The organism is Rhodophyticola porphyridii, assembly GCF_003688285.1.
In the GTDB taxonomy this organism is placed as follows: Bacteria; Pseudomonadota; Alphaproteobacteria; order Rhodobacterales; family Rhodobacteraceae; genus Rhodophyticola; species Rhodophyticola porphyridii.
In genome coordinates, this window is sequence record NZ_RCNT01000009.1 from 161792 (window position 1) to 180999 (window position 19208).

Genomic DNA, 19208 nt, shown 5'->3' on the forward strand with positions numbered 1-19208 from the left:
TGCACCGGCTGGCCCGGTGTCTCGCACGTCGTTATGTCTGTTTTACACCACAATGGCAGGTCAATGCCAGCCCCGGTGCGCCTCAGTCGGGCGCGACACCTTCGATCAGCGGCACGAAGCGGACGGGCAGAAGTTCGTGATACTGCAGCCCGTCGGGACCGCGGGTGACCTTGATCAGGCTCTGGATCGCGTCCGACTGCCCCACGGGCACGACCATGATGCCGCCCTCCTTGAGTTGCGCCAGAAGCGGGCCCGGCGGGTCCTCGGCTGCGGCGGTCACCAGAATGCGGTCGAACGGGGCCTGTTCGGGTACGCCGAAACAGCCATCGCCGGTCATCACCGTCACATTGTGGATATCCTGCGCCGCAAGGCGTTTCTCGGCCTCCCGGATCAGGGTCCGGTGCCGGTCGATGCTGTAGACCCGCCGCGCCAGATGGCTCAGTACCGCAGCCTGATAGCCCGAGCCGGTGCCCACCTCCAGCACCTTGTCGCGGGGCTGCACGTTGAGCGCCTGGGTCATGAGCCCGACCACGGAGGGTTGCGAAATCGTCTGCCCGCAGGAAATGGGCAGCGGCATGTCGTCATAGGCGCGGGTTTCGAAATGGCCGCGCACGAACTCGCCCCGGTCGACCTTCTCCATCGCGTCGAGTGTGCGTGCATCGGTGACGCCCTTGGAGCGGAGGGCGAAGAGGAACTGCATCTTGCGCTCGGCATCAAGGGTCATCGGCAGGTCATTCCAGAGCGGCCTTCAGATCGTCCAGCGCCTCATGCGCGGTCAGATCGGCGCGCAGCGGCGTGATCGAGATGTACCCTTCCAGATTGGCATGGGCGTCGGTGCCGGGTTCGGTCGGAATATGCTGCGGCCCGCCCGTGATCCAGAGAAACCGCCGGCCGTTCGGAGCTGTGTGGGGGGCCATGCCGAACCCGGTATCGGTGCGGAACCCCTGCGCGGTGACCTTACGCCCGCGGACATCGGCGGCGGGCGCGGGCGGGAAGTTCACATTGTAGAAAATCCGGTAATCAGCCTTGTCCCAATGGCCCTGATCCACCAGTGCGCGGACCACCGCCGCGCCATGGTTGGCGGCGGCTTCGAACGGGTTGTCCAGATGGGCGTTGGCCGGGCCGTAATACTGCGACAGCGCAATAGCGGGCAGACCTTGCAGCGCGGCCTCCATCGCACCACCGATGGTGCCGGAATAGAGCACGTTTTCGGCCGCGTTATTGCCCTTGTTCACGCCCGAGAGGACCAGATCGGGCCTGCTGTCCGACAGGACATCGTAGAGCCCGGCCAGAACGCAATCGGCAGGCGTGCCTTCGGCGGCGTAGCGGCGGGGCGCAAGCTCGGCGATCATTGTCGGGTGGACGTAGGAGATGCAGTGGCCGACGCCCGATTGCTCGAAGGCCGGCGCCACGGTCCAGACCTCGCCATCGGGGCCGGCGACCTCGGCGGCGATGGCCTCCAGCACCTTCAGGCCCGGCGCGTTGATGCCGTCGTCATTGGTGATGAGAATGCGCATCTGCTGCCCCTGATCCTGCGGTGCCCGTGTTCTGGCCTGCAATAGCTTTTCCGATGGGGCGGGGTAAAGGCCGGAAGGCCGGCGCGATGGTCGCGGCCGGTGAGGTGTTGCAGTTGAGAGATGCAGGCCGCCCGATCCCGGCGGCCTGCGCCTGATCAGCCCGGGCGAAGGCCGCGCACAAATCCCAGGGCGATGGCGAGAAACGCGAGGATCACCCCGACCGCGAAGGGCAGGTTGAGCGGCTGGCTTGTGAAGACAGACACCGCGACACCGACGAGGGCCCAGTCCAGCGCCACCGCATAGGTGACCGGTGGGCGAAGCCGCAGAATTGCAAGGCCAAGTGCGCCGACGCCGATCAGGCCGATCCAGCTGGCGGCGCCGGGGCCGAGCCCGGTCCAGCCCGTCAGCGTGGTGGCGCCGGCCACGAAACTGGCCGCCGTGAGCCAGCCTGCGTAAAGCCCGATCGGTGCTGCGCAAAGCCACATATCCGCCATCGGCGCCCGGGCCATCGCCAGGACCGCCCCGCCCAGCATCACGAAGATCAGGACCGTTGCGATCAACGGGTTGAGAAGCGCCACGCCGATCCAGGCCGACCCGACCGCGAGGCTCAGGAAAAGCGGCCAGCGGGTTCTGTCCCAGCCCGGATCGGTATCCCGCTTGATCAGGCCGTAAAACGCCGAGACGATCAGCCAGGCATAGATCACGCCCCAGATCGAGAACGCGTATCCGGCCGGTTGCAGCGCGAGAGGCGGTGTCGGGTTGGGAAACTGCTCCGGGTCGAAGCCGGTGAAGGGCTCCGTCATCAGGGGGGCCGCGGCAAAGGCAAGTGCGGCGCAGGTCAGAAGGATCGCCTTCAGCTTGGCGCTGTCCTGCGGGTCGTCGGGGTTTTCGAGTTCAGACAAGGTGTCCCTCCGCGTCGATCCGGGTTTTGCCGCCCAGATAGGGCTGGAGCGCGGCAGGCAGCGTGACGGAGCCATCCTCCTCCTGCCCGTTTTCCAGAACGGCGATGAGGGTGCGGCCCACGGCAAGGCCGGAGCCGTTCAGCGTATGCACGAACTCGGGTTTGCCGCCGCCCGCGGGGCGGAAGCGGGCATTCATGCGCCGGGCCTGAAAATCGCCGCAGGTGGAGCAGGAACTGATCTCCCGATAGGTGTTCTGCCCGGGCAGCCATACCTCGATATCGTGGGTGCGGCGCGCCCCGAACCCCATATCGCCGGTACACAGGATCACCGTACGGTAGGGCAGACCGAGTTTTTCAAGGATGCCTTCGGCGCATTTCGTCATCCGCTCCAGCTCCGCATCGGAGTGGTCGGGATGGGTGATGGAGACCATCTCCACCTTCTCGAACTGGTGCTGGCGGAGCATGCCGGAGGTGTCGCGGCCCGCGCTGCCGGCCTCGGACCGGAAGCAGAGCGAATGCGCGGTATAGCGGCGGGGGAGATAGCTTTCCTCGATGATCGTGTCGTTGACGATATTGGTCAGGCTGACCTCCGAGGTGGGGATCAGCCACCAGCCATTGGTCGTCTGATAACTGTCCTCCCCGAACTTGGGCAGTTGCCCTGTGCCATACATCATCTCGTCGCGGACGAGGACGGGGGCGTTGACTTCGGTGAGGCCGTTTTCGGTTGTATGCGTGTCCAGCATGAACTGCGCCAGGGCCCGGTGCAGACGCGCGATGGCGCCGTTCAGGAGCACGAAACGGCTCCCCGACAGCTTGGCCGCCGTCTCGAAATCCATGCCGCCCTCTGTCGCCGCCAACTGATAATGTTCCTTCGGCGCGACGCTGAAATTGCGCGGGTTGCCCCAGCGGCGGATTTCCTTGTTATCACCCTCGTCCTCACCATCGGGGACGCTGTCATAGGGCAGGTTCGGCAGCGCCGCCAGCGCCTCGGTCAGGGCCGCGTCGCGGGTCTTGGCCTCCTCCTCCAGACGGGCGATTTCGTCTTTCTTTTCAGCGACGAGGGCGCGGAGGCGTTCGAATTCGGCCTCATCCCCGCTGGCCTTGGCCTTGCCGACTTCCCGGGAGGCTGCATTGCGCTCGGCCAGGGCGGTTTCGGCGGCCAGAATGCAGGCGCGGCGCGCCTCATCCAGCGCCAGAATGGCGGCCGATTGCGGCGTAAGACCCCGACGGGCGAGGGCGGAATCGAAAGCGTCCGGATTGTCGCGAATGGCGCGGATATCGTGCATGGTCGGGCCTTTGGTCGGGCATGTGGTCTGGGCGGGGTATGCCTGATCCCGCGGCGGGTTTGAAGGGGAAATGGGGCGTATAGAAGCGGTATATCCGCGGTATAGAACCGGTATATCCCGGGCGCGGGTCAGCGCGCTGGCGGATCGGAGGACGGATCGGGCGGGGTGTAGGCGGGGGTGGTAGGCAGTTGCGGATAACTGTGGGCCGTTCTCAATTGGTCAGGGATGCCCATCAACGCCATAGCTCCGGCTGAAGTCGCCCATACTGCGGCCAGCCCGTGAAAGACACTCCGACCATTTACTCCTTGTATCTTTTTCCGAGCCTACCCCAAGGCTTACGAGCTTTCCATCCTGAAGTGCCGCTTCAATGGATTGGCTGTGGGTCGTTCCAGCTTCTGAAAATATAAATACCGATCTACTACAACCATCCAGTAGGCCGTTTAAATCACCTAACTGGTTTTCTGGCAGTCTAGAATATGAAAAATCAGCATTATCATTACAGAAGGTATTTTTGAACTTTGCCATAAAAAAATCGGAATCTTGTACGGTGGTGCCGTTGAAGTTGGTTTCCTTAAGGTTGCAATACCAAAAGCGTGTTCTTGAAAGATCGCATTCAATCACGGTGGCCGCGTCTAAAGTGGATCCTGAGAAATCGCTATCAGCAAAATTGCTTTTTCGAGCATTCAGTGCTCTGAGGCTTGCGTCAAGGATCAAAGCATGAGCGAAACTGCCCTCTAGCCAAGCTCCGCAGAGTTTTGCACCATCAAGAATTGAATGTTCAAAGTCACCAATGAGGCGTGCACGTTGTAGATTGGTGCGACGTAGATTGATGCAGAAATCTGGGTCCAAGATTGAGTTGACTTTTTCAGCTCGTTTTTGCTCGGGCCGACGGCGCCCGATCACAGTCAAGGCAGCTTGAATATCTGACCTTAGAGGTGGCAGGTTCATGGTCCATTTTTTCAAGTTATTCATGGTCAGCCGAGTGAAGACCTCATGGGGGCTTTGGATAGCCTCTTGGAGAGGACTGTTCTCCCGAATGTAAGCACAGAGGATTTCCATGATCTGGACGTGGAAATCGAGGTTTTCGCGGGCGATGCGTTCCAGCGCGTAGATCGCGCCGATGCGGACCTCCATATTGGGGAGGGTTTCGGCCGCATCGCCGGTGCCGCGGGTTTTCTCTTCTCCCAGACTGGCCACGGCGGCGTTGATCCGGTCGGTGATCAGGCCTTGTTCGGTGATATCCACCGTCTTCTGCGCCACCACGCTGCGCCAGATCAGGAAGGGCGCGCCGAGCAGCGCGACGAGGAGCGCGCCGATGCCGAAGCTTTGCGCGGGAGTCGTCTCTGAGATGTCCGCGAAGAGCGCCGCGCCGACCAGACGGTACGATGCGATCAGGGCGAGGGCGAAAAGCCCCGCGAAGGCCAGAAAGACAATGCCGAGCAGCCGCGCCTGCCATGGCGCAATGTCGCGGATGCCGATCCAGCCGGCGAGGCCGGAGGAGCCGTCGGGCGCGGATTTCGTGCGGTCGGCCCAGATGTAGAGAGCAAGAATGACAAGTGCGGTCAGGATGACGGCGGTTGCGGTCTGCTCGCCGGAGGACAGGCTGTGCCAGAGCATGCCCTGACCCCGCACGGTGGAAGTTGCGCTGTTTCCGTCCATCAGATCCCCCGATCCAAAACGTCTTTCGCGGTTGCCATCCATCCCTTCCTTCCCATATGCCGCAGAAGGCCGATGCAGGGAAACCGGAAATCGCGGGGGCGCGGGCCATTGCCTTCGTCCGCGCCCGCCCGTATCGTGCCGCCGATTTCGCGGGATGGCCCGCCAGACCCAAGCGGGTAGCCCCGCATGACCCGACAAGAGGACCGTCCATGGACAGCGCTTTCGCCCAGTTTCTCCCCCTGATCCTGATCTTCGCGATCATGTATTTCCTGTTGATCCGGCCACAGCAGAAGAAGGTGAAGGAGCATCAGGCGATGGTTGCCGGGCTGCGCCGCGGCGATCAGGTGATCACCCAGGGCGGGCTGTACGGCAAGGTGACCAAGGTCAAGGATGACAGCGAGATCGAGGTGGAGATCGCCGAGGGCGTGAAGGTGCGCGTGGCGCGCCCGACCATCGCGCAGGTCGTTTCCAAGACCGAACCCGCCGAGAAGGCCTGATCATCCGTTCTGGGAGCCGCCCGCGATGCTGAACATCCCCATCTGGAACCGGGTGCTGATCTGGGGCGTGGTCGTGATCGGCCTCGCGCTGGCGATGCCGAACCTGTTTTACGACCGGGTGGAGCGGCATAACGATGCGGTGGCGCTGATCGAGGAGACGGGGGCGACCACCGACGCGCTGGAGGCGGATCGGGCCGGCTGGCCGGAGTTCCTGCCCGGGACGCTGGTCAATCTGGGTCTTGATCTGCGCGGCGGCGCGCATCTGCTGGCAGAGGTGCGGGTGGAGGATGTCTATGAGCAGCGGATGGATGCGCTTTGGCCCGAGGTGCGCGACGCGCTGAGGCTGGAGCGTGACGTGGTGGGCACGATCCGCCGGCAGGAGGCGCCCGCCGGCGAGTTGCGGGTGCAGATCTCCCAGCCCGAGGGGATGGCGGCGGCGGTGGCCGCGGTGCGCGCGGTGGCGCAGCCCGTGGTCAGCCTGACCGGCATCGCCCAGAGCACGCTGGATGTGCGTGGCGAGAACGACGTGCTGATCGTGACGCTGAGCGCGGCCGAGCAGCAGGCGACCAATGACCGGACCATGCAGCAGTCGGTGGAGATCGTCCGCCGCCGGGTGGACGAGGTGGGCACGCGGGAGCCGACGATCCAGCGGCAGGGGGACCGGCGGATCCTGATTCAGGTGCCGGGCATCGGATCGGCGGAGGAGCTGAAGCTGCTGATCGGCACGACCGCGCGGCTGACATTCCACCCGGTCGTGGGGCGCGCGGGGTCGGCCGATGAGGTGCCCGGGTCCCGCCAGATGGTTCTGCCGTCGCTGGACGAGGAGGGCGTGTACTACATTCTGGAGCAGACGCCCGTGGTGACAGGCGACGATCTGGTCGACGCGCAGCCCGCCTTCGACGCGCAGACCGGCCAGCCGAGCGTGACGTTCCGGTTCAACCCCAACGGTGCGCGCGCCTTTGGCGAATACACCGCCGCCAATGTGGGCGCGCCCTTTGCCATCGTTCTGGATGACGAGGTGATTTCCGCGCCCACGATCCGGCAGGCGATCACCGGCGGGTCGGGGCAGATCACCGGGAATTTCACCGTGCAGCAATCCACCGATCTGGCGGTTCTGCTGCGGGCGGGTGCGTTGCCCGCGGAGATGACCTTCCTTGAGGAGCGGACCATCGGGCCGGAGCTGGGTGCCGACAGTATCGCGGCGGGCGAGATCGCGGCGCTGGTGGCCTTTGCCGCGGTGCTGGTCTTCATGGTGCTGAGTTACGGCCTGTTCGGGATATTCGCGAGCGTCGCGCTGATCCTGAATGTGGGCCTCATTTTCGGGATCCTGTCGCTGATCGGGGCGACGCTGACCCTGCCGGGGATCGCCGGGATCGTGCTGACCATCGGGATGGCGGTGGATGCCAATGTGCTGGTGTTCGAGCGGATCCGGGAGGAGCTGAAGACGGCCAAGGGCCCGGCGCGCGCGATCGAGCTGGGATACAGCCGCGCGCTGAGCGCGATCATCGACGCCAACCTGACGACCTTCATCATCGCTGTGATCCTGTTCACGCTTGGCTCGGGCCCGGTGCGGGGCTTTTCGGTGACCCTGGGCATCGGGATCATGACATCGGTCTTCACGGCCATTTACGTCACCCGCCTGCTGATCGTGACCTGGTTTGACCGCCGGCGTCCCAAGACAATCGAGGTCTGACAAGATGCGCCTGCGCCTGGTTCCTGCCGAGACGAATTTCAACTTCTTCCGATATGCCCGCGCGACCTTCGGTGCGTCGGTCGTGGCCATGGTGCTGTCGATCGGCATCTGGCTGGCCATGGGGCTGAATTTCGGCATCGATTTCCTGGGCGGCACGACGTTGCGCGTGGAAAGCAGCCAGGAGGTGGTGGTGGCCGATTACCGCGCCGCGCTGGAGCCTCTGGGCCTTGGCGATGTCGCGATCACCGAGGTGTTCGACCCGACCTTCGAGGCGGGCCGTAACGTGGCGATGGTGCGCATCCAAGCCCAGGAAGGCCAGGAAAGCGTGGCGGCGGACACGGTGAACGCCGTCGAGGAGGCGCTTGGGTCGTCCTTCGGCGGCGCCCTGTCGGTGTCCTTCGATACCGGAACATGGACACAGGAGGCCGCGGCCGCCGCGCTGGCGGATGCCGGCATCGCGGCCGAAATCCCCACCGGTGACACCTCCACCCTGCGGCTGCCGGCGGGTTTGCCGCTGGGAAGCTGGCAACAGATCGTGGACGTGCTGGGCACGGACCAGCCGACCGGATCGGGGGTGTCCTTCGCCTATGAGGGGATGACCTTCCCCTCGGTGGAAAGCGTGGGGCCGAAAGTGTCGGGCGAGTTGATCATGACGGCCCTGCTGGCGGTGGGTGTCTCTCTGGCGGCGATCCTGATCTATATCTGGCTGCGCTTCGAATGGCAGTTTTCGTTGGGCGCGGTGGCGGCGCTGATCCATGATGTGGTGCTGACGATCGGCGTGTTCAGCCTGCTTCAGATCCGCTTCGATCTGGCGACCATCGCGGCGCTTTTGACGATCATCGGCTATTCGATCAACGACACGGTGGTGATCTTCGACCGGCTGCGGGAAAATCTGCGGAAATACAAGAAGATGCCGTTGCAGGACGTGATGAACCTCAGCGCGAACGAAACCCTGAGCCGGACCCTGATGACCAGTGGGACGACGCTTCTGGCGCTTCTGGCGCTGCTGATCCTTGGCGGCGACGTGATCCGCGGCTTCGTCTTCGCGATCTTCTGGGGCGTGATCGTGGGCACCTATTCGTCGATCTATGTGGCCAAGAATGTGGTGTTGATGATCGGCGTGAAGCGCGACTGGTCGAAGCCTGACGCGAATGCGGGAACCCAGTTTTCCAACATAGATGCCTGATGCGCTGAGCGGCGTGCTGGCCCTTGACGGGCTGGTATGGATACTGGGTGTGACCGCGCTGGCCGGTGTGATCTATGGATTTGCCGGTTTCGGATCGGCGCTGATTTTCATGCCGCTGGCCACGATCTGGCTGGAGCCCGCCTTCGCGATAGCGGCCTTTTCGCTGTCTGCGGTCGTGTCGTTGTTCACGGTGGTGCCGCGGGCCTGGGGCGTGGCGGACAAACCGGCCACCTTCACCATGATCGGCGCGGCGTTTCTGAGCGCGCCCCTTGGCATCTACCTGCTGCGCGTGCTGGATGTGGACCTGATCCGGACCGCGGTGGCGGGCACGGTTCTGGGCACGCTGGCGGCGCTGATGGCGGGCTGGCGCTATGCCACGCGCCCGGGTTTCGCCGCACGTGCGGGGGTGGGCGCGGCGACCGGCATTCTGGGCGGGCTGACCGGGCTGATGGGGCCGATCGTGATCCTGTTCAATCTGGGCGCGGGCAACCGGGCCGATGTGATGCGGGCCAACACATTGCTGTTTCTGACGATCATCACCATTCTGGTTCTGCCGCAGATGGCGTTTCAGGGCATGCTGAGTGTCAGCGCCCTGTGGCTGGGCGTGCTGATGATGCCGGTCTATGCAATCGGCACACGATGCGGGCAGGCGTTGTTCGACCCTGCCTATGATGTCCTGTACCGGCGTGTCGCTTATGGCATAATCGCCTTGGCGGGTGTGATGGGCCTGCCGGTCTGGCAATGAAGGGCAAGCGCGATGCGGCTGAACGAAGTGCATTATGACGACAGCAAACCGGTTGACGGATATGGCCCCGGGTTTTTCCGCGTCGGCGGCGTGGTGATCGAGGGAGGCGTGTTGCTGCTGCCCTCGGGCGTGTCGCCATGGGACGGGTATGAGGCCAGTGCGCCGCTGCTGGCGGCGGCGCCGGAGATCGATGTGCTGCTGTTGGGAACGGGGGCGGAGATTGCCCATATTCCGGCAAAGCTGCGCGACGCGCTGGAGGGGGCGGGGGTCGGTCTTGAGGTTATGGCCTCGCCCTCGGCCTGCCGGACCTACAACGTCCTGCTGGCGGAGGGGCGGCGGATCGGGGCCGCGATCCTGCCGGTTCCGGGCGGGAGCGGCTGAACGGCGGCGCGGTCCCGCCGGTACCGGATCAGGGCTCCAGTTCGCCCAGGATCATGACCCTGAGTTCCCGCTCCAGCTTGCGGCGCATGACCTCCTCGAAATGCTCGTGATTGATCGCGTGCTCGACGAAGGCGCCGGGGCCGCGGATCACCTCCTGTTCGTAATACAGCTCGATTTCCCGGGACGCACCGCCGATGGCGAGGCCGTTCACGGTGATGTTGTCGAGCGGAAAATGTTCATAGGCCGCCGCCGGGGGGAAACCGTCGTTGTTCTGGCCGTCGCCGGAGATATCGAGGGTCTGGAACAGGCAGGGCGGCGCCTCGGCGAAGCGTTCGGCGGCATAGCCTATGGCATAGCCGAGTGCGGTCGGGAAATCCGCGTGGCTGCGGGTGGCGGCGGCAATCTGTTCGGTGACGCCGACCAGATCCTCCTGCGTTTCGATCAGTGTCCAGTCGACGAGGATATCCTGCTGAAACCGGCCGCTCCATTCGTAGATGCCAAGGGCGACGGGGCCGGGGCCGTTGAAAAACCCGTTCTGCACCTCGGGCGACAGCAGGGCGGAGACAAGGCCGTTGATCTGAAGCGCATATTCGGCTTCGTCCACCGAGGCGGAGACATCCATGGCCAGAAGCAGCGCCAGCCTGCACTGCTCCTGCGCATGGGCGGGCAGGGCGGTGGCCGCGACAACGGCCAGCGTTGTCAGGGCCGGGCGGATCACCAGTGCCCGGTATTGGGCATCGAGGCCCAGGGTTCGGTCGGGGCCAGACGCTCCCCTTCCTGCAACAGCTCGATCGAGATGTTGTCGGGGGACCGGACGAAGGCCATGTGCCCGTCGCGCGGGGGGCGGTTGATGGTGACGCCCGCATCCATCAGTTTCTGGCAGAGGTCGTAGATGTTATCCACGCGATAGGCCAGATGGCCGAAATGGCGGCTGTCCGAGGGCAGGCCCTCGTCGCCGTCCCAGTTATAAGTCAGCTCGATCGGGCATTCCTCCTGGCCCGGGGGGGCCATGAAGACCAGCGTGAAGCGCCCGCCCTCGTTTTCCATGCGCTTGGTCTCGCGCAGGCCAAGCTGCTGGTAGAAGGTCATGCTGGCCTCCAGATCCTTTACGCGCACCATGGTGTGAAGGTATTTCAGTCCCATATCGGTATCTCCCTGCTTGCCTTTTGCGACAGCCTAGCGCGGGTTTCACGCAATCACACCCTCTGAGTTCGGTAAACTTCCCGTGCGGTGGGCGAAACCGGGCGGAACGGCGCCCATGGCGGAGGCCCCCCGAGCAGAAGGGCCGCGCGCCATGGGCCGGGCAAGCGGCCTCGGAGATGCGGAAATGCCGCCCGTGGATCCGTGGCGTCTCCCTTTATCTTGCGTGCCCCGCCCGGGCTGATGCAAGATGTTGTAGATCCCGAATCTTCAGAATGAAAGAGTCCTTCCCATGCCGTTGACCCCCGAGCAATTGGCCGACATCGACGCCAGCCGCCAGAACCCGCAACCGACCCTGCGCGCCGTGGCCCCGGGGATGGAGCAGCATCTCTACACGGCGCAGCCGGTGCTGGACCACGGGTTCGTGCGGGTCATCGACTATATGGGCGACGATGCGGCGATCGTGCAGGCGGCTCGGGTGAGCTATGGCGCGGGCACGAAAAAAGCGCGCGATGATAGCGGGTTGATCCGCTATCTGATGCGGCACTGGCATTCCACCCCGTTCGAGATGTGCGAGATCAAGCTGCATGTGAAACTGCCGGTCTTCGTGGCGCGGCAATGGATCCGGCACCGCACGGCGAATGTGAACGAGTACTCCGCGCGTTATTCGATTCTGGACCGGGAGTTCTACATCCCCGCGCCGGAACACCTGGCCGCGCAATCCACGGTGAACAATCAGGGGCGCGGCGAGGTGCTGCAGGGCGCGGAGGCCGCGCGGGTGCTGGAGGTGCTGAAGGCCGACAGTGCGCGCGCCTATGACCACTACGAGGAGATGCTGAGCCAGGAGGGGCAGGCGGGGCTGGCCCGCGAACTGGCGCGGATGAACCTGCCCGCCAATGTCTACACCCAATGGTACTGGAAGGTGGATCTGCACAACCTGTTCCATTTCCTGCGGCTGCGTGCGGATGCCCATGCGCAATTCGAGATCCGGGTCTATGCGGAGGCCATCGCGGAGATGGTGAAGGACTGGGTGCCCGCGGCTTACGGCGCGTTCGAGGATTATCGGATGGGCGGGGTGAACCTGAGCGGCAAGGCGGTCGAAGTGCTGAAACGCCGGCTCGCCGGGGAGACGGTGACGCAGGAGGCGTCGGGGATGAGCAAGGGCGAATGGCGGGAGTTTGAGGGAGTGTTTGGGTGAGGCGATTCGAGTAGCCAAATTTTTTGCATGGCGAAGTGTGAGATCCGGCTCAAGCTCCCGGGAACCTCAGTCTATTGACCTGAAGTGCTTTTTTCCGCTTCACTTCCACTCCGACAAGGCTGGAGGCAAAGATGAGTAATCTTGAAACTTCGATATCTGCGCTCGCAGAGCGGGTTCGGCAGCACTCTGAAACCATCCAAACTGAGGAAGCGGTGAAGACCTCAGTTGTGCTTCCGTTCTTGAGAGCGCTTGGCTACGATGTATTCAATCCGGGCGAAGTTATTCCAGAGTTTACTGCAGATACGCCTGGCAAGCGTGGTGAAAAAGTTGACTACGCCATTAAAAAAGATGACGAAATGTTGCTTCTGATTGAATGTAAGGGGCTGAGCACGCAGTTGAACCAACGCCATCTAAGTCAGTTATTTCGCTATTTCACTGTTACGAATACCAGGTTTGCCTTGCTGACCAACGGACGTGAATATCAATTCTTTACGGATCTAGATGAACCTAACAGAATGGATGAAAAGCCATTTTTCATATTTGACCTGCTGGAGATTTCCCCCTCATCCATTTCAGAGCTAAATAAATTCTCTAAATCTAATTTTAGCGTAGATGCCATTTTAGCGCAAGCTGAGCGTTTGAGATACGTTTCGGCAACAAAGCGACTCCTCTCCCATTGGTTTGAGAATCCGCCTGCTGACTTGGTAAAGTTAGTGGCTTCAGAAGTCCACAATGGACGAATTACGTCACAAGTGCGTGAAAACATCTCAAAGATAGTTGTGACAGCATTTCGAGAGATTGTGCGAGATCAATTACAGACGCGGCTTTCTACTGCTCTGGAAGATCCCATGGGGATAGAGGCCGAATTGGACGCACCGATTGCGAATAGAGAAATCGAGACGACTGACGAGGAGCGAGAGGGATTTTTACTGATCAAGGCGCTTCTGCGAGGGGATGTTAGTGCTGATAGGGTGGCAATCAGAGATGCGAAATCTTACTGTGCGATACTGCTGGATGACAATAATAGAAAGCCTCTAGCCAGGCTTCATTTTAATGGCAAAAACAAATCTATAAGTCTTTTTGACGGATTAAAGGAGGATCGTTTTCAAATATCCTCACTTGATGAGATAATTTCGTTAAGGGGTCGGCTTATTGCTACGGCGCAAAAGTACGATAATTAGTATTGGCATGGACAGTGATGTGGTTTTTCATGACGAGTTTTGAGAGATGGATTGTTAGCTACCCCTCACTCGGCATGGACGGGTACTTGTAGGGCGCTACATCACTTGAAGTCCCAACCGGAGCCGCCCATGTCCCTTCTGATCCTGTTTCTCGCCACGTCGCTCATCTTCCTCATCGCCGATGCGATCATGCTGTCCACGGTCATCCAGCCGATCTTCCAGCGCCATCTGGGGGACGGGCTTTATGGCGGGTTTCGGATGGTTCCGGCGATCCTCTTCTACCTCGTGGCGATGCTGGGCATTCTCTATTTCGCGGGCTGGCCCGCACTGCGGGACGGGACACCCCATACCGCGCTGATCAACGGGGCGATCCTGGGTTTCGTGACCTATGGCACCTATGAGTTGACCTCCTGGGCGGTGATGCGCGACTGGCATCCGCAGATGGTGGTGGTCGACATGGCCTGGGGCACGGTGCTGACGGCCGGTTCGGCCTGGGGCGGTGTGATGGTGGCCCGCGCCTTCGCCGCCTAACCGTCCACGGGCATCAGCCCCCGCACCCGGTTCATCGCATCGGCGCGCATGGCCGCGACCAGATCGGGATTGCTGTCTTCCCAGTCCTTGAACGCCGCATAGGCCGCGGTCATCTGCGCGAACCGTTCCAGCGTGCCGCGCGGGGCCAGATCGAAGCCGGTCACGAAATAGGTTTTGACCGTATCGTAGGTCGCGGTGCAGGCCTGCATTTCCTGCGGGCTCATCGGGCGCGTCGCGGCGGTGGCGTCGCAGGCGTAGTAAAGGGCCAGAACGGCCAGGAATTCGGACATCATGCTGCTCCTCTCCCCTTGGATTGGGATGGGAGGCGGCGGTGCGGCGGAATGGGGCGTCGGGGAGGGGCCGCCCCATAGCGGCCGTCACCTCCCGGTTTTGGTCTGGAATCGAGCCTAGCCCGATATGTTCGAAAATACCGTTAACGGCCCGGACGGCCCCGCGGCGGGCGCCCGAAACCGGCCGTGCCGCCCGGGAAACAGGCGGCTGGCCGAAAAATGCTGCAAGGCAGAAAAGCGCCGCCCGGGATGGTCCGCGCAGCGCATGTGACCCCGGCCGTACCGGGGTCGGTTCAGAGTTTTACCAACTCCACAGCCGACGCGCGGCCGTCGCGGCCCTCGCGCAGCTCGTAGCTGATCTTTTCATTGTCGGCGAGGCCGGTCATGCCAGCGCGTTCCACAGCCGAGATATGCACAAATACGTCCTTGCCGCCATCATCGGGGGCAATGAACCCGTAGCCTTTGGTGGTGTTGAACCATTTTACAGTGCCTGTGGGCATCGTCGTCGTCTTTCCTTCTCAGTCAGTCCCGCCCGCGGTAATGCGGCGGCGCGGTGTCGTCAGGGCCGTCCTGTTGGAGTGCCTTCTTGAGAGGGCGGTTCAGCGTAAACCTGTTGTCACGACAAAAATTGTGGGGCGAAATCGGAAAAAGGCAAGGGGTGGGTTGCGGCACCGGTCGCTTTGGCATCAATTCGCATGGCAATCGGGCAAAGGGCGGAAAAGATGATCGTTTACGGGCTGAAGACATGTGACACCTGCCGGAAAGCGGTGAAGGCGCTTGCGGTAGAGGGCCGGGAGCCGGTGTTGCGCGATATCCGCGCCGCGCCGCTGTCGCCCGAGGACCTGGCCCGGTTTCTGGAGGCCTTCGGGGCGGATCTGGTCAATCGCCGGTCGACCACATGGCGGGGCCTGTCCGAGGCGGAGCGCGCGGCCGCACCCGAGGTTTTGCTGCGGGCGCATCCGGCGTTGATGAAGCGCCCGGTGATCGACACGGACGGGCGGCTTTATCTGGGCTGGGACGCCACGGTTCAGGCGGCGGTCATCTAGGGGCGCGCTGCGCGCGGCCGAGCAGCGCATCGACCGAGAGCGGGCCCGCGCCGCGGAACACCAGTACCAGCAGCAGGAATACCCAGAACGCGCGTTGATCGAGGATCAGGCTGCCGGGGGCGCCGTCGAACCAGCGGCCGATATCCTCGGCCCCGATCCCATGGCCGTAGATATCGACCCAGCTTTGCGCGACGACGAAGCCGATCATGCCCAGAGCGGCGAGCCGGGTGAGAAACCCGATGAGGATCAGGAACGGCAGGACGAATTCGGCGATTGTGCCGGCGACCACCATCGCATGGGCCATGATGCCGAGTTGCCCGGGGTCGTAACCCGCCGCTTCGAACAGGCGCGGCGTGATCTGGGTATAGGCGCCGAAATCGACATTGTAGAAGCCGAGGATCCCCTCGCCCAGCTTGGTCTGGCCGGAGTTCCAGTAGTAGATCAGGAGCGTTCCGGCGAAGATCAGCCGCGCGAGCGTGGGGATCAGGGCCGGGGCAAGGGCTTCGAGGGCGCCGAAGATGCGGTGATGGAGCTGGATCAGGGCGGTCATAAGTCTTTCCGTTCGAGGGTGAGGGCGCCGCTGGCGATGAAGAGGGAGAGCAGCGCGGAGATATCGGCCTCGGGTTCGGCCGCAAGCGTTGCCGCCATCGCCTCGGCCAGGCTGATGCGGCCTTTCAGCAGGCGCGCGAGGGTGACGCCGCCTCGGGGCAGAAGATGCGGCGCCGGATCGAAGCGGGGTCGCGTGATCAGGATATCCTGCGCGCCGCCTGTCGGTCCGGGGGCTGCGCTGTCGGTATTCGCGCGCCAGATCGCGAAGATGGGGTAGCGCGACTGAACGACCAGCGTGGCCGGCGCGACCAGCGGTTTCAGGGCCAGCATCGCATCCGGGTCGAGACCGCCGACATCCAGCGGGGCGGCATCGGCGGCATGGTAGGATTGGCGCAGGCCAAGCTCCAGCCGTGCGATGTCCGGCAGATAGGGCAGATGGGCCACCGGCGGAAAGCTTGCCAGAAAGCCCGGCAGGCGCTGGCCGTAAAGCTGAAGCCGGGGGCTGGTGGGGGGATGGGCGCGCACGAACACCCCTGCCATGGCCTTGAAGAACGCATCGCCCACCAGTTTGCGCAGGACCGGAAACCCGGTTTCCAGCGCCTCTGTCAGGGACACGACCACATTGTTGCGATAGACATCGAACCGCTTGCCCACAGGGCCGCCGAACCCATCGCTCAGCCCCCCGGGCGCGGCGCGGTCCGGGTTCAGAACCGCATCGGTGAAGCTGGATTGACGGTGCATGGCCGGGCTCACGCGGTGACCGGGGACAGGATCGCGTCCGCGCGCGCGGCCTCGGCCCGCAATGTGGCGAAGGCCGGCACGTCCGTGTCCCATTCGATCAGCGTGGGCCGCGGGCCCGATTGCGCGATCGTGTAGCGATAGAGCGCCCAGACCGGATCCACGACCGCGCATCCGTGGCTGTCGATCAGAAGCGGGCGGCCCGTGTCATCCACATCCTCGTCATGGCCGCCCAGATGCACCTCCCCCACCTGGGAGAGCGGGAAGGCGTCGATGTAGGCGCGTGCGTCGGTGCCCTGATTTGTGGCGGAGACGAAGACGTTATTGATGTCGAGCAGCAGGCCGCACCCGGTGCGGCGGGCCAGCTCGGACAGAAAATCCACCTCCTCCATCGTGGTTTCGTCAAAGGCCAGATAGGTGGAGGGGTTTTCCAGAAGCATCCGGCGACCCAGCACATCCTGCACCTGCCCGATATGGGCGGCGACGCGGGCCAGCGTGGCATCGGTGTAAGGCAGGGGGAGCAGATCGTTCAGATAGCCCGTGTCATGGGTGGACCAGGCCAGATGTTCGGAAAAGCTTGCCGGGTCGAGCCAGTCGCACAGACGCCTGAGACGGCCCAGGTGATCGCGGTCGAGCGGCCGGTCGCCGCCGATCGACAGGCCGACGCCATGCACGGAGATCGGGAAGCGCTCGGCCAGGGCGCGGAGTTGCGCGATCGGGCGGCCACCGTCGCCCATGTAGTTTTCGGCATGGATTTCAAGCCAGCCGACCGGGCCGGGATCGGCGACAAGATCGGCATAGTGCCTGGACTTGTACCCGATGCCGGCGGCATGGGGCAGACTGGACGGAACGGACATGTCGCGCATGATACACCGATTTCTGGCAGGCGGGCACCCCGGCGCGGTTTGCACGGCGCCGGGGTGCCGGAAATGGGCCGGATTCTAGACCGGGCGCAGGATCGAGGTGTCGGTGCCTTCGGGCAGGTCGCGGGCCAGGCCCTCGAACCCGTCGGCTTCCAGCGATGCCTCGGTTTCGCCCATGCGGCCATCGGGCAGTTCGATATCGGCGCAGGTGCCCGCGGGCACCAGAGTCCAGGCGTTGCCCTGATAATCGACGGTCGAGGTGCCGGCGCAGGTGGTGCCGGGCCCCGCGGCGCAATCGTTTTCGCCCGCAAGGCTGACGCCGAAGCATTTTTCCTGCGCCTGGGCCTGCGCCGGAGCGGTGGCGTGGGCCGTCAGAGCGGCGGCGGCGGCGCCCAGAAGCGCCAGGGATTTCACGTGGGTCGACATGTCGGTAACTCTCCAGGATTGGTTAGACGGCAAGATCGCAACGAGCTGCGATGGGCCAACAGCTAGCGGGCGGGGCCGCTCACTGGCCAATCACAGACCCGTGGCCCACGACCCCGTGAGCATTTGCGAGACGCCTGTGAGCCCGGCGGGGTCCGGGCGCGGCAGGGGGGCGGGCGCGAAAAACAAGGCGGTTTCGCCGATTGCAGGCGCGTGCGCGCCAGGAGGCGCGATTAGCGGCTGTAACGGGGAAACGGGGCAATTGTTTCACCGCAAGCCCGGGGCGGGCCCGCCTTGGATTGCCGGCGGTGAGGGGCCATATCGGTGGGGATTCGTGCAGCAGATAGGGTTTGAACATGCGCAATGCGGCCTTGGTCCTCGGGATAATCGGCGGCGTTCTGGGAATGATCGTCGGCTTTTTCGTCTACGGATATGTGGCGTTCATCGAGTATTTCGGGGAGGTGCCGGATCTGGCGCGGCAGGTGGACCGCCCGGAACTGTTCCAGACCGTCGCGATCCTCGCACCGCTTCTGGCCGTTGCGGGCGGTGCGATGGCGCGCGCCCGGGCGTTATGGGGTGGCGTCCTGCTGCTGATCTCGGCGGCGGGCATGTATCATGCGTTCGGCTTCAACGTGGCCACGATGTTCCCCATCGCCTTTTGCGGTCTGGGCGGCGTTCTGGCGCTGGCCGCGGGCAGGCCGGACGAGGAGGTGGCGCATTTTTGAGGGATGTCTGCTTTGAGCCCAAAGTGGCGGATGCTGCGCTCAGCGCGAATGGCAGCTATTGTCTCATGGCAAACATCGGCGGTCTAACGTGAAAGAGAGTATGATGGCTAAGAGGACCGAGTATCTGGTCACCCAGTACGCTAGCGATAGCAGCATTTTGAAGCAACTGCGCGCTCCAAAGAGCGTCAATCTGCGTCTCTTGTTGGAAAGGCTTATATGCCAAGACCTTGATGACGATGCTGTGATAAGCTCTTGCCTTCGGTCAAACTCCAAGCGCTTCTACAATCCTTTTCAAGTAATCGACATGCGCGAGGAACATCGAAGGGATCAGGCTCGTGATGCATTGAACGCTGAACCGGAGACCAAAGACCCGATAGGGGTCTACAATCGCGCGAGGAACGCGCAGATTCCTCTCGGAAAGACGCTAATGGTCGCCGGGGTAAACCATGAATACTTCGTCAAAGAGGTGGAGGTCTGACAAAGGCGGCCATTTGGGCAGACGCAGCGAACGGGTGGTTTGTCCCGGACACCGGACTTTCACCCGCGCTCCGTACCGCCGAGGTGCGCTCGCGACCGCAGTGAAGGTCTGCTTGGAGCCGATTCTGTGGAAAAACAAGGGGTTGAGAGCAAACTAATTGGGCGATTTGAAGGAGCGCAAG

At 63.2% G+C, this 19208-nt stretch carries 24 protein-coding genes; 11 read left to right on the forward strand and 13 right to left on the reverse strand.

The window, feature by feature from the left end; translation table 11 throughout:
- Positions 1-82 precede the first annotated feature (82 nt).
- The 5 genes from D9R08_RS16655 to D9R08_RS16675 form a co-directional block, all read right to left on the reverse strand.
- Positions 83-724, reverse strand: coding sequence for a protein-L-isoaspartate(D-aspartate) O-methyltransferase (locus D9R08_RS16655; protein ID WP_121899194.1), 642 nt, complete (start codon positions 722-724; stop codon positions 83-85).
- A gap of 7 nt (positions 725-731) precedes the next feature.
- Positions 732-1517 (reverse strand): 5'/3'-nucleotidase SurE, encoded by a 786-nt coding sequence (surE, locus tag D9R08_RS16660; protein WP_121899233.1) that lies wholly within the window; start codon positions 1515-1517, stop codon positions 732-734.
- A gap of 155 nt (positions 1518-1672) precedes the next feature.
- A complete protein-coding gene (locus tag D9R08_RS16665; RefSeq protein ID WP_121899195.1) occupies positions 1673-2419 on the reverse strand; it encodes a hypothetical protein in 747 nt (248 codons plus the stop codon).
- Positions 2412-3704, reverse strand: coding sequence for a serine--tRNA ligase (gene serS / locus D9R08_RS16670; RefSeq protein ID WP_121899196.1), 1293 nt, complete (start codon positions 3702-3704; stop codon positions 2412-2414). Before serS ends, D9R08_RS16665 begins: the two co-directional genes overlap by 8 nt.
- A 219-nt stretch (positions 3705-3923) precedes the next feature.
- Positions 3924-5405, reverse strand: a complete 1482-nt coding sequence (locus D9R08_RS16675; protein ID WP_121899197.1) for a pentapeptide repeat-containing protein — start codon at positions 5403-5405, stop codon at positions 3924-3926.
- A gap of 167 nt (positions 5406-5572) precedes the next feature.
- Here D9R08_RS16675 and yajC point away from each other — a divergent pair, with 167 nt between their 5' ends.
- From yajC to D9R08_RS16700, 5 genes are all read left to right on the forward strand, one after another.
- Entirely contained in the window at positions 5573-5860 is a 288-nt protein-coding gene (yajC, locus tag D9R08_RS16680) for a preprotein translocase subunit YajC (protein ID WP_121899234.1), read from the forward strand.
- Positions 5861-5885: 25 nt separating this feature from the next.
- Complete coding sequence (gene secD / locus D9R08_RS16685) at positions 5886-7553, forward strand: protein translocase subunit SecD (RefSeq protein WP_121899198.1); 1668 nt, start codon at positions 5886-5888, stop codon at positions 7551-7553.
- A gap of 88 nt (positions 7554-7641) precedes the next feature.
- Entirely contained in the window at positions 7642-8739 is a 1098-nt protein-coding gene (gene secF, locus D9R08_RS16690; RefSeq protein WP_407690616.1) for a protein translocase subunit SecF, read from the forward strand.
- On the forward strand, positions 8732-9484 hold the full coding sequence (locus D9R08_RS16695; RefSeq protein WP_121899200.1) for a sulfite exporter TauE/SafE family protein: 753 nt from the start codon (positions 8732-8734) through the stop codon (positions 9482-9484). Before secF ends, D9R08_RS16695 begins: the two co-directional genes overlap by 8 nt.
- A gap of 12 nt (positions 9485-9496) precedes the next feature.
- The gene (locus tag D9R08_RS16700; RefSeq protein ID WP_121899201.1) at positions 9497-9865 is read left to right on the forward strand and encodes an Mth938-like domain-containing protein; all 369 of its coding nucleotides are present in this window, start codon (positions 9497-9499) and stop codon (positions 9863-9865) included.
- A gap of 28 nt (positions 9866-9893) precedes the next feature.
- Here the strand turns inward: D9R08_RS16700 and D9R08_RS16705 are convergent, their stop codons facing one another.
- Positions 9894-10583: a DUF1194 domain-containing protein gene (locus D9R08_RS16705; RefSeq protein WP_121899202.1), complete on the reverse strand. Its 690-nt coding sequence runs from the start codon at positions 10581-10583 to the stop codon at positions 9894-9896.
- The gene (locus tag D9R08_RS16710) at positions 10580-11008 is read right to left on the reverse strand and encodes a VOC family protein (RefSeq protein ID WP_121899203.1); all 429 of its coding nucleotides are present in this window, start codon (positions 11006-11008) and stop codon (positions 10580-10582) included. The genes D9R08_RS16705 and D9R08_RS16710 overlap by 4 nt, the downstream gene beginning before the upstream one ends.
- 289 nt (positions 11009-11297) lie before the next feature.
- On the opposite strand from D9R08_RS16710, the gene thyX reads away from it, so the two are divergent.
- The 3 genes from thyX to D9R08_RS16725 all read left to right on the forward strand — a co-directional run bounded on the left by thyX (position 11298) and on the right by D9R08_RS16725 (position 13915).
- On the forward strand, positions 11298-12203 hold the full coding sequence (gene thyX / locus D9R08_RS16715) for an FAD-dependent thymidylate synthase (protein WP_121899204.1): 906 nt from the start codon (positions 11298-11300) through the stop codon (positions 12201-12203).
- A gap of 131 nt (positions 12204-12334) precedes the next feature.
- Positions 12335-13384: a type I restriction endonuclease gene (locus tag D9R08_RS16720; RefSeq protein ID WP_121899205.1), complete on the forward strand. Its 1050-nt coding sequence runs from the start codon at positions 12335-12337 to the stop codon at positions 13382-13384.
- Between the two features lie 129 nt (positions 13385-13513).
- Positions 13514-13915 (forward strand): DUF2177 family protein, encoded by a 402-nt coding sequence (locus D9R08_RS16725; protein WP_121899206.1) that lies wholly within the window; start codon positions 13514-13516, stop codon positions 13913-13915.
- Here D9R08_RS16725 and D9R08_RS16730 read toward each other — a convergent pair.
- Both D9R08_RS16730 and D9R08_RS16735 read right to left on the reverse strand, forming a co-directional pair.
- Complete coding sequence (locus D9R08_RS16730) at positions 13912-14205, reverse strand: hypothetical protein (RefSeq protein ID WP_147450708.1); 294 nt, start codon at positions 14203-14205, stop codon at positions 13912-13914. The genes D9R08_RS16725 and D9R08_RS16730 overlap by 4 nt on opposite strands.
- A gap of 293 nt (positions 14206-14498) precedes the next feature.
- The gene (locus D9R08_RS16735; RefSeq protein WP_121899208.1) at positions 14499-14705 is read right to left on the reverse strand and encodes a cold-shock protein; all 207 of its coding nucleotides are present in this window, start codon (positions 14703-14705) and stop codon (positions 14499-14501) included.
- Between the two features lie 222 nt (positions 14706-14927).
- On the opposite strand from D9R08_RS16735, the gene D9R08_RS16740 reads away from it, so the two are divergent.
- On the forward strand, positions 14928-15251 hold the full coding sequence (locus D9R08_RS16740) for an ArsC/Spx/MgsR family protein (RefSeq protein WP_121899235.1): 324 nt from the start codon (positions 14928-14930) through the stop codon (positions 15249-15251).
- Here D9R08_RS16740 and D9R08_RS16745 read toward each other — a convergent pair.
- The 4 genes from D9R08_RS16745 to D9R08_RS16760 all read right to left on the reverse strand — a co-directional run bounded on the left by D9R08_RS16745 (position 15244) and on the right by D9R08_RS16760 (position 17827).
- Positions 15244-15801 (reverse strand): DoxX family protein, encoded by a 558-nt coding sequence (locus D9R08_RS16745; RefSeq protein ID WP_121899209.1) that lies wholly within the window; start codon positions 15799-15801, stop codon positions 15244-15246. The genes D9R08_RS16740 and D9R08_RS16745 overlap by 8 nt on opposite strands.
- Positions 15798-16541, reverse strand: a complete 744-nt coding sequence (locus D9R08_RS16750; RefSeq protein WP_121899210.1) for an HvfC/BufC N-terminal domain-containing protein — start codon at positions 16539-16541, stop codon at positions 15798-15800. The genes D9R08_RS16745 and D9R08_RS16750 overlap by 4 nt, the downstream gene beginning before the upstream one ends.
- 8 nt (positions 16542-16549) lie before the next feature.
- Positions 16550-17404: an MNIO family bufferin maturase gene (gene bufB, locus D9R08_RS16755; protein WP_121899211.1), complete on the reverse strand. Its 855-nt coding sequence runs from the start codon at positions 17402-17404 to the stop codon at positions 16550-16552.
- 75 nt (positions 17405-17479) lie between these two features.
- On the reverse strand, positions 17480-17827 hold the full coding sequence (locus tag D9R08_RS16760) for a BufA1 family periplasmic bufferin-type metallophore (RefSeq protein ID WP_121899212.1): 348 nt from the start codon (positions 17825-17827) through the stop codon (positions 17480-17482).
- A 353-nt stretch (positions 17828-18180) separates the two neighbouring features.
- Here D9R08_RS16760 and D9R08_RS16765 point away from each other — a divergent pair, with 353 nt between their 5' ends.
- Both D9R08_RS16765 and D9R08_RS16770 read left to right on the forward strand, forming a co-directional pair.
- Entirely contained in the window at positions 18181-18549 is a 369-nt protein-coding gene (locus D9R08_RS16765; protein ID WP_121899213.1) for a hypothetical protein, read from the forward strand.
- 103 nt (positions 18550-18652) lie between these two features.
- Positions 18653-19027, forward strand: a complete 375-nt coding sequence (locus tag D9R08_RS16770) for a hypothetical protein (RefSeq protein ID WP_147450709.1) — start codon at positions 18653-18655, stop codon at positions 19025-19027.
- The last annotated feature ends 181 nt before the right edge of the window (positions 19028-19208 follow it).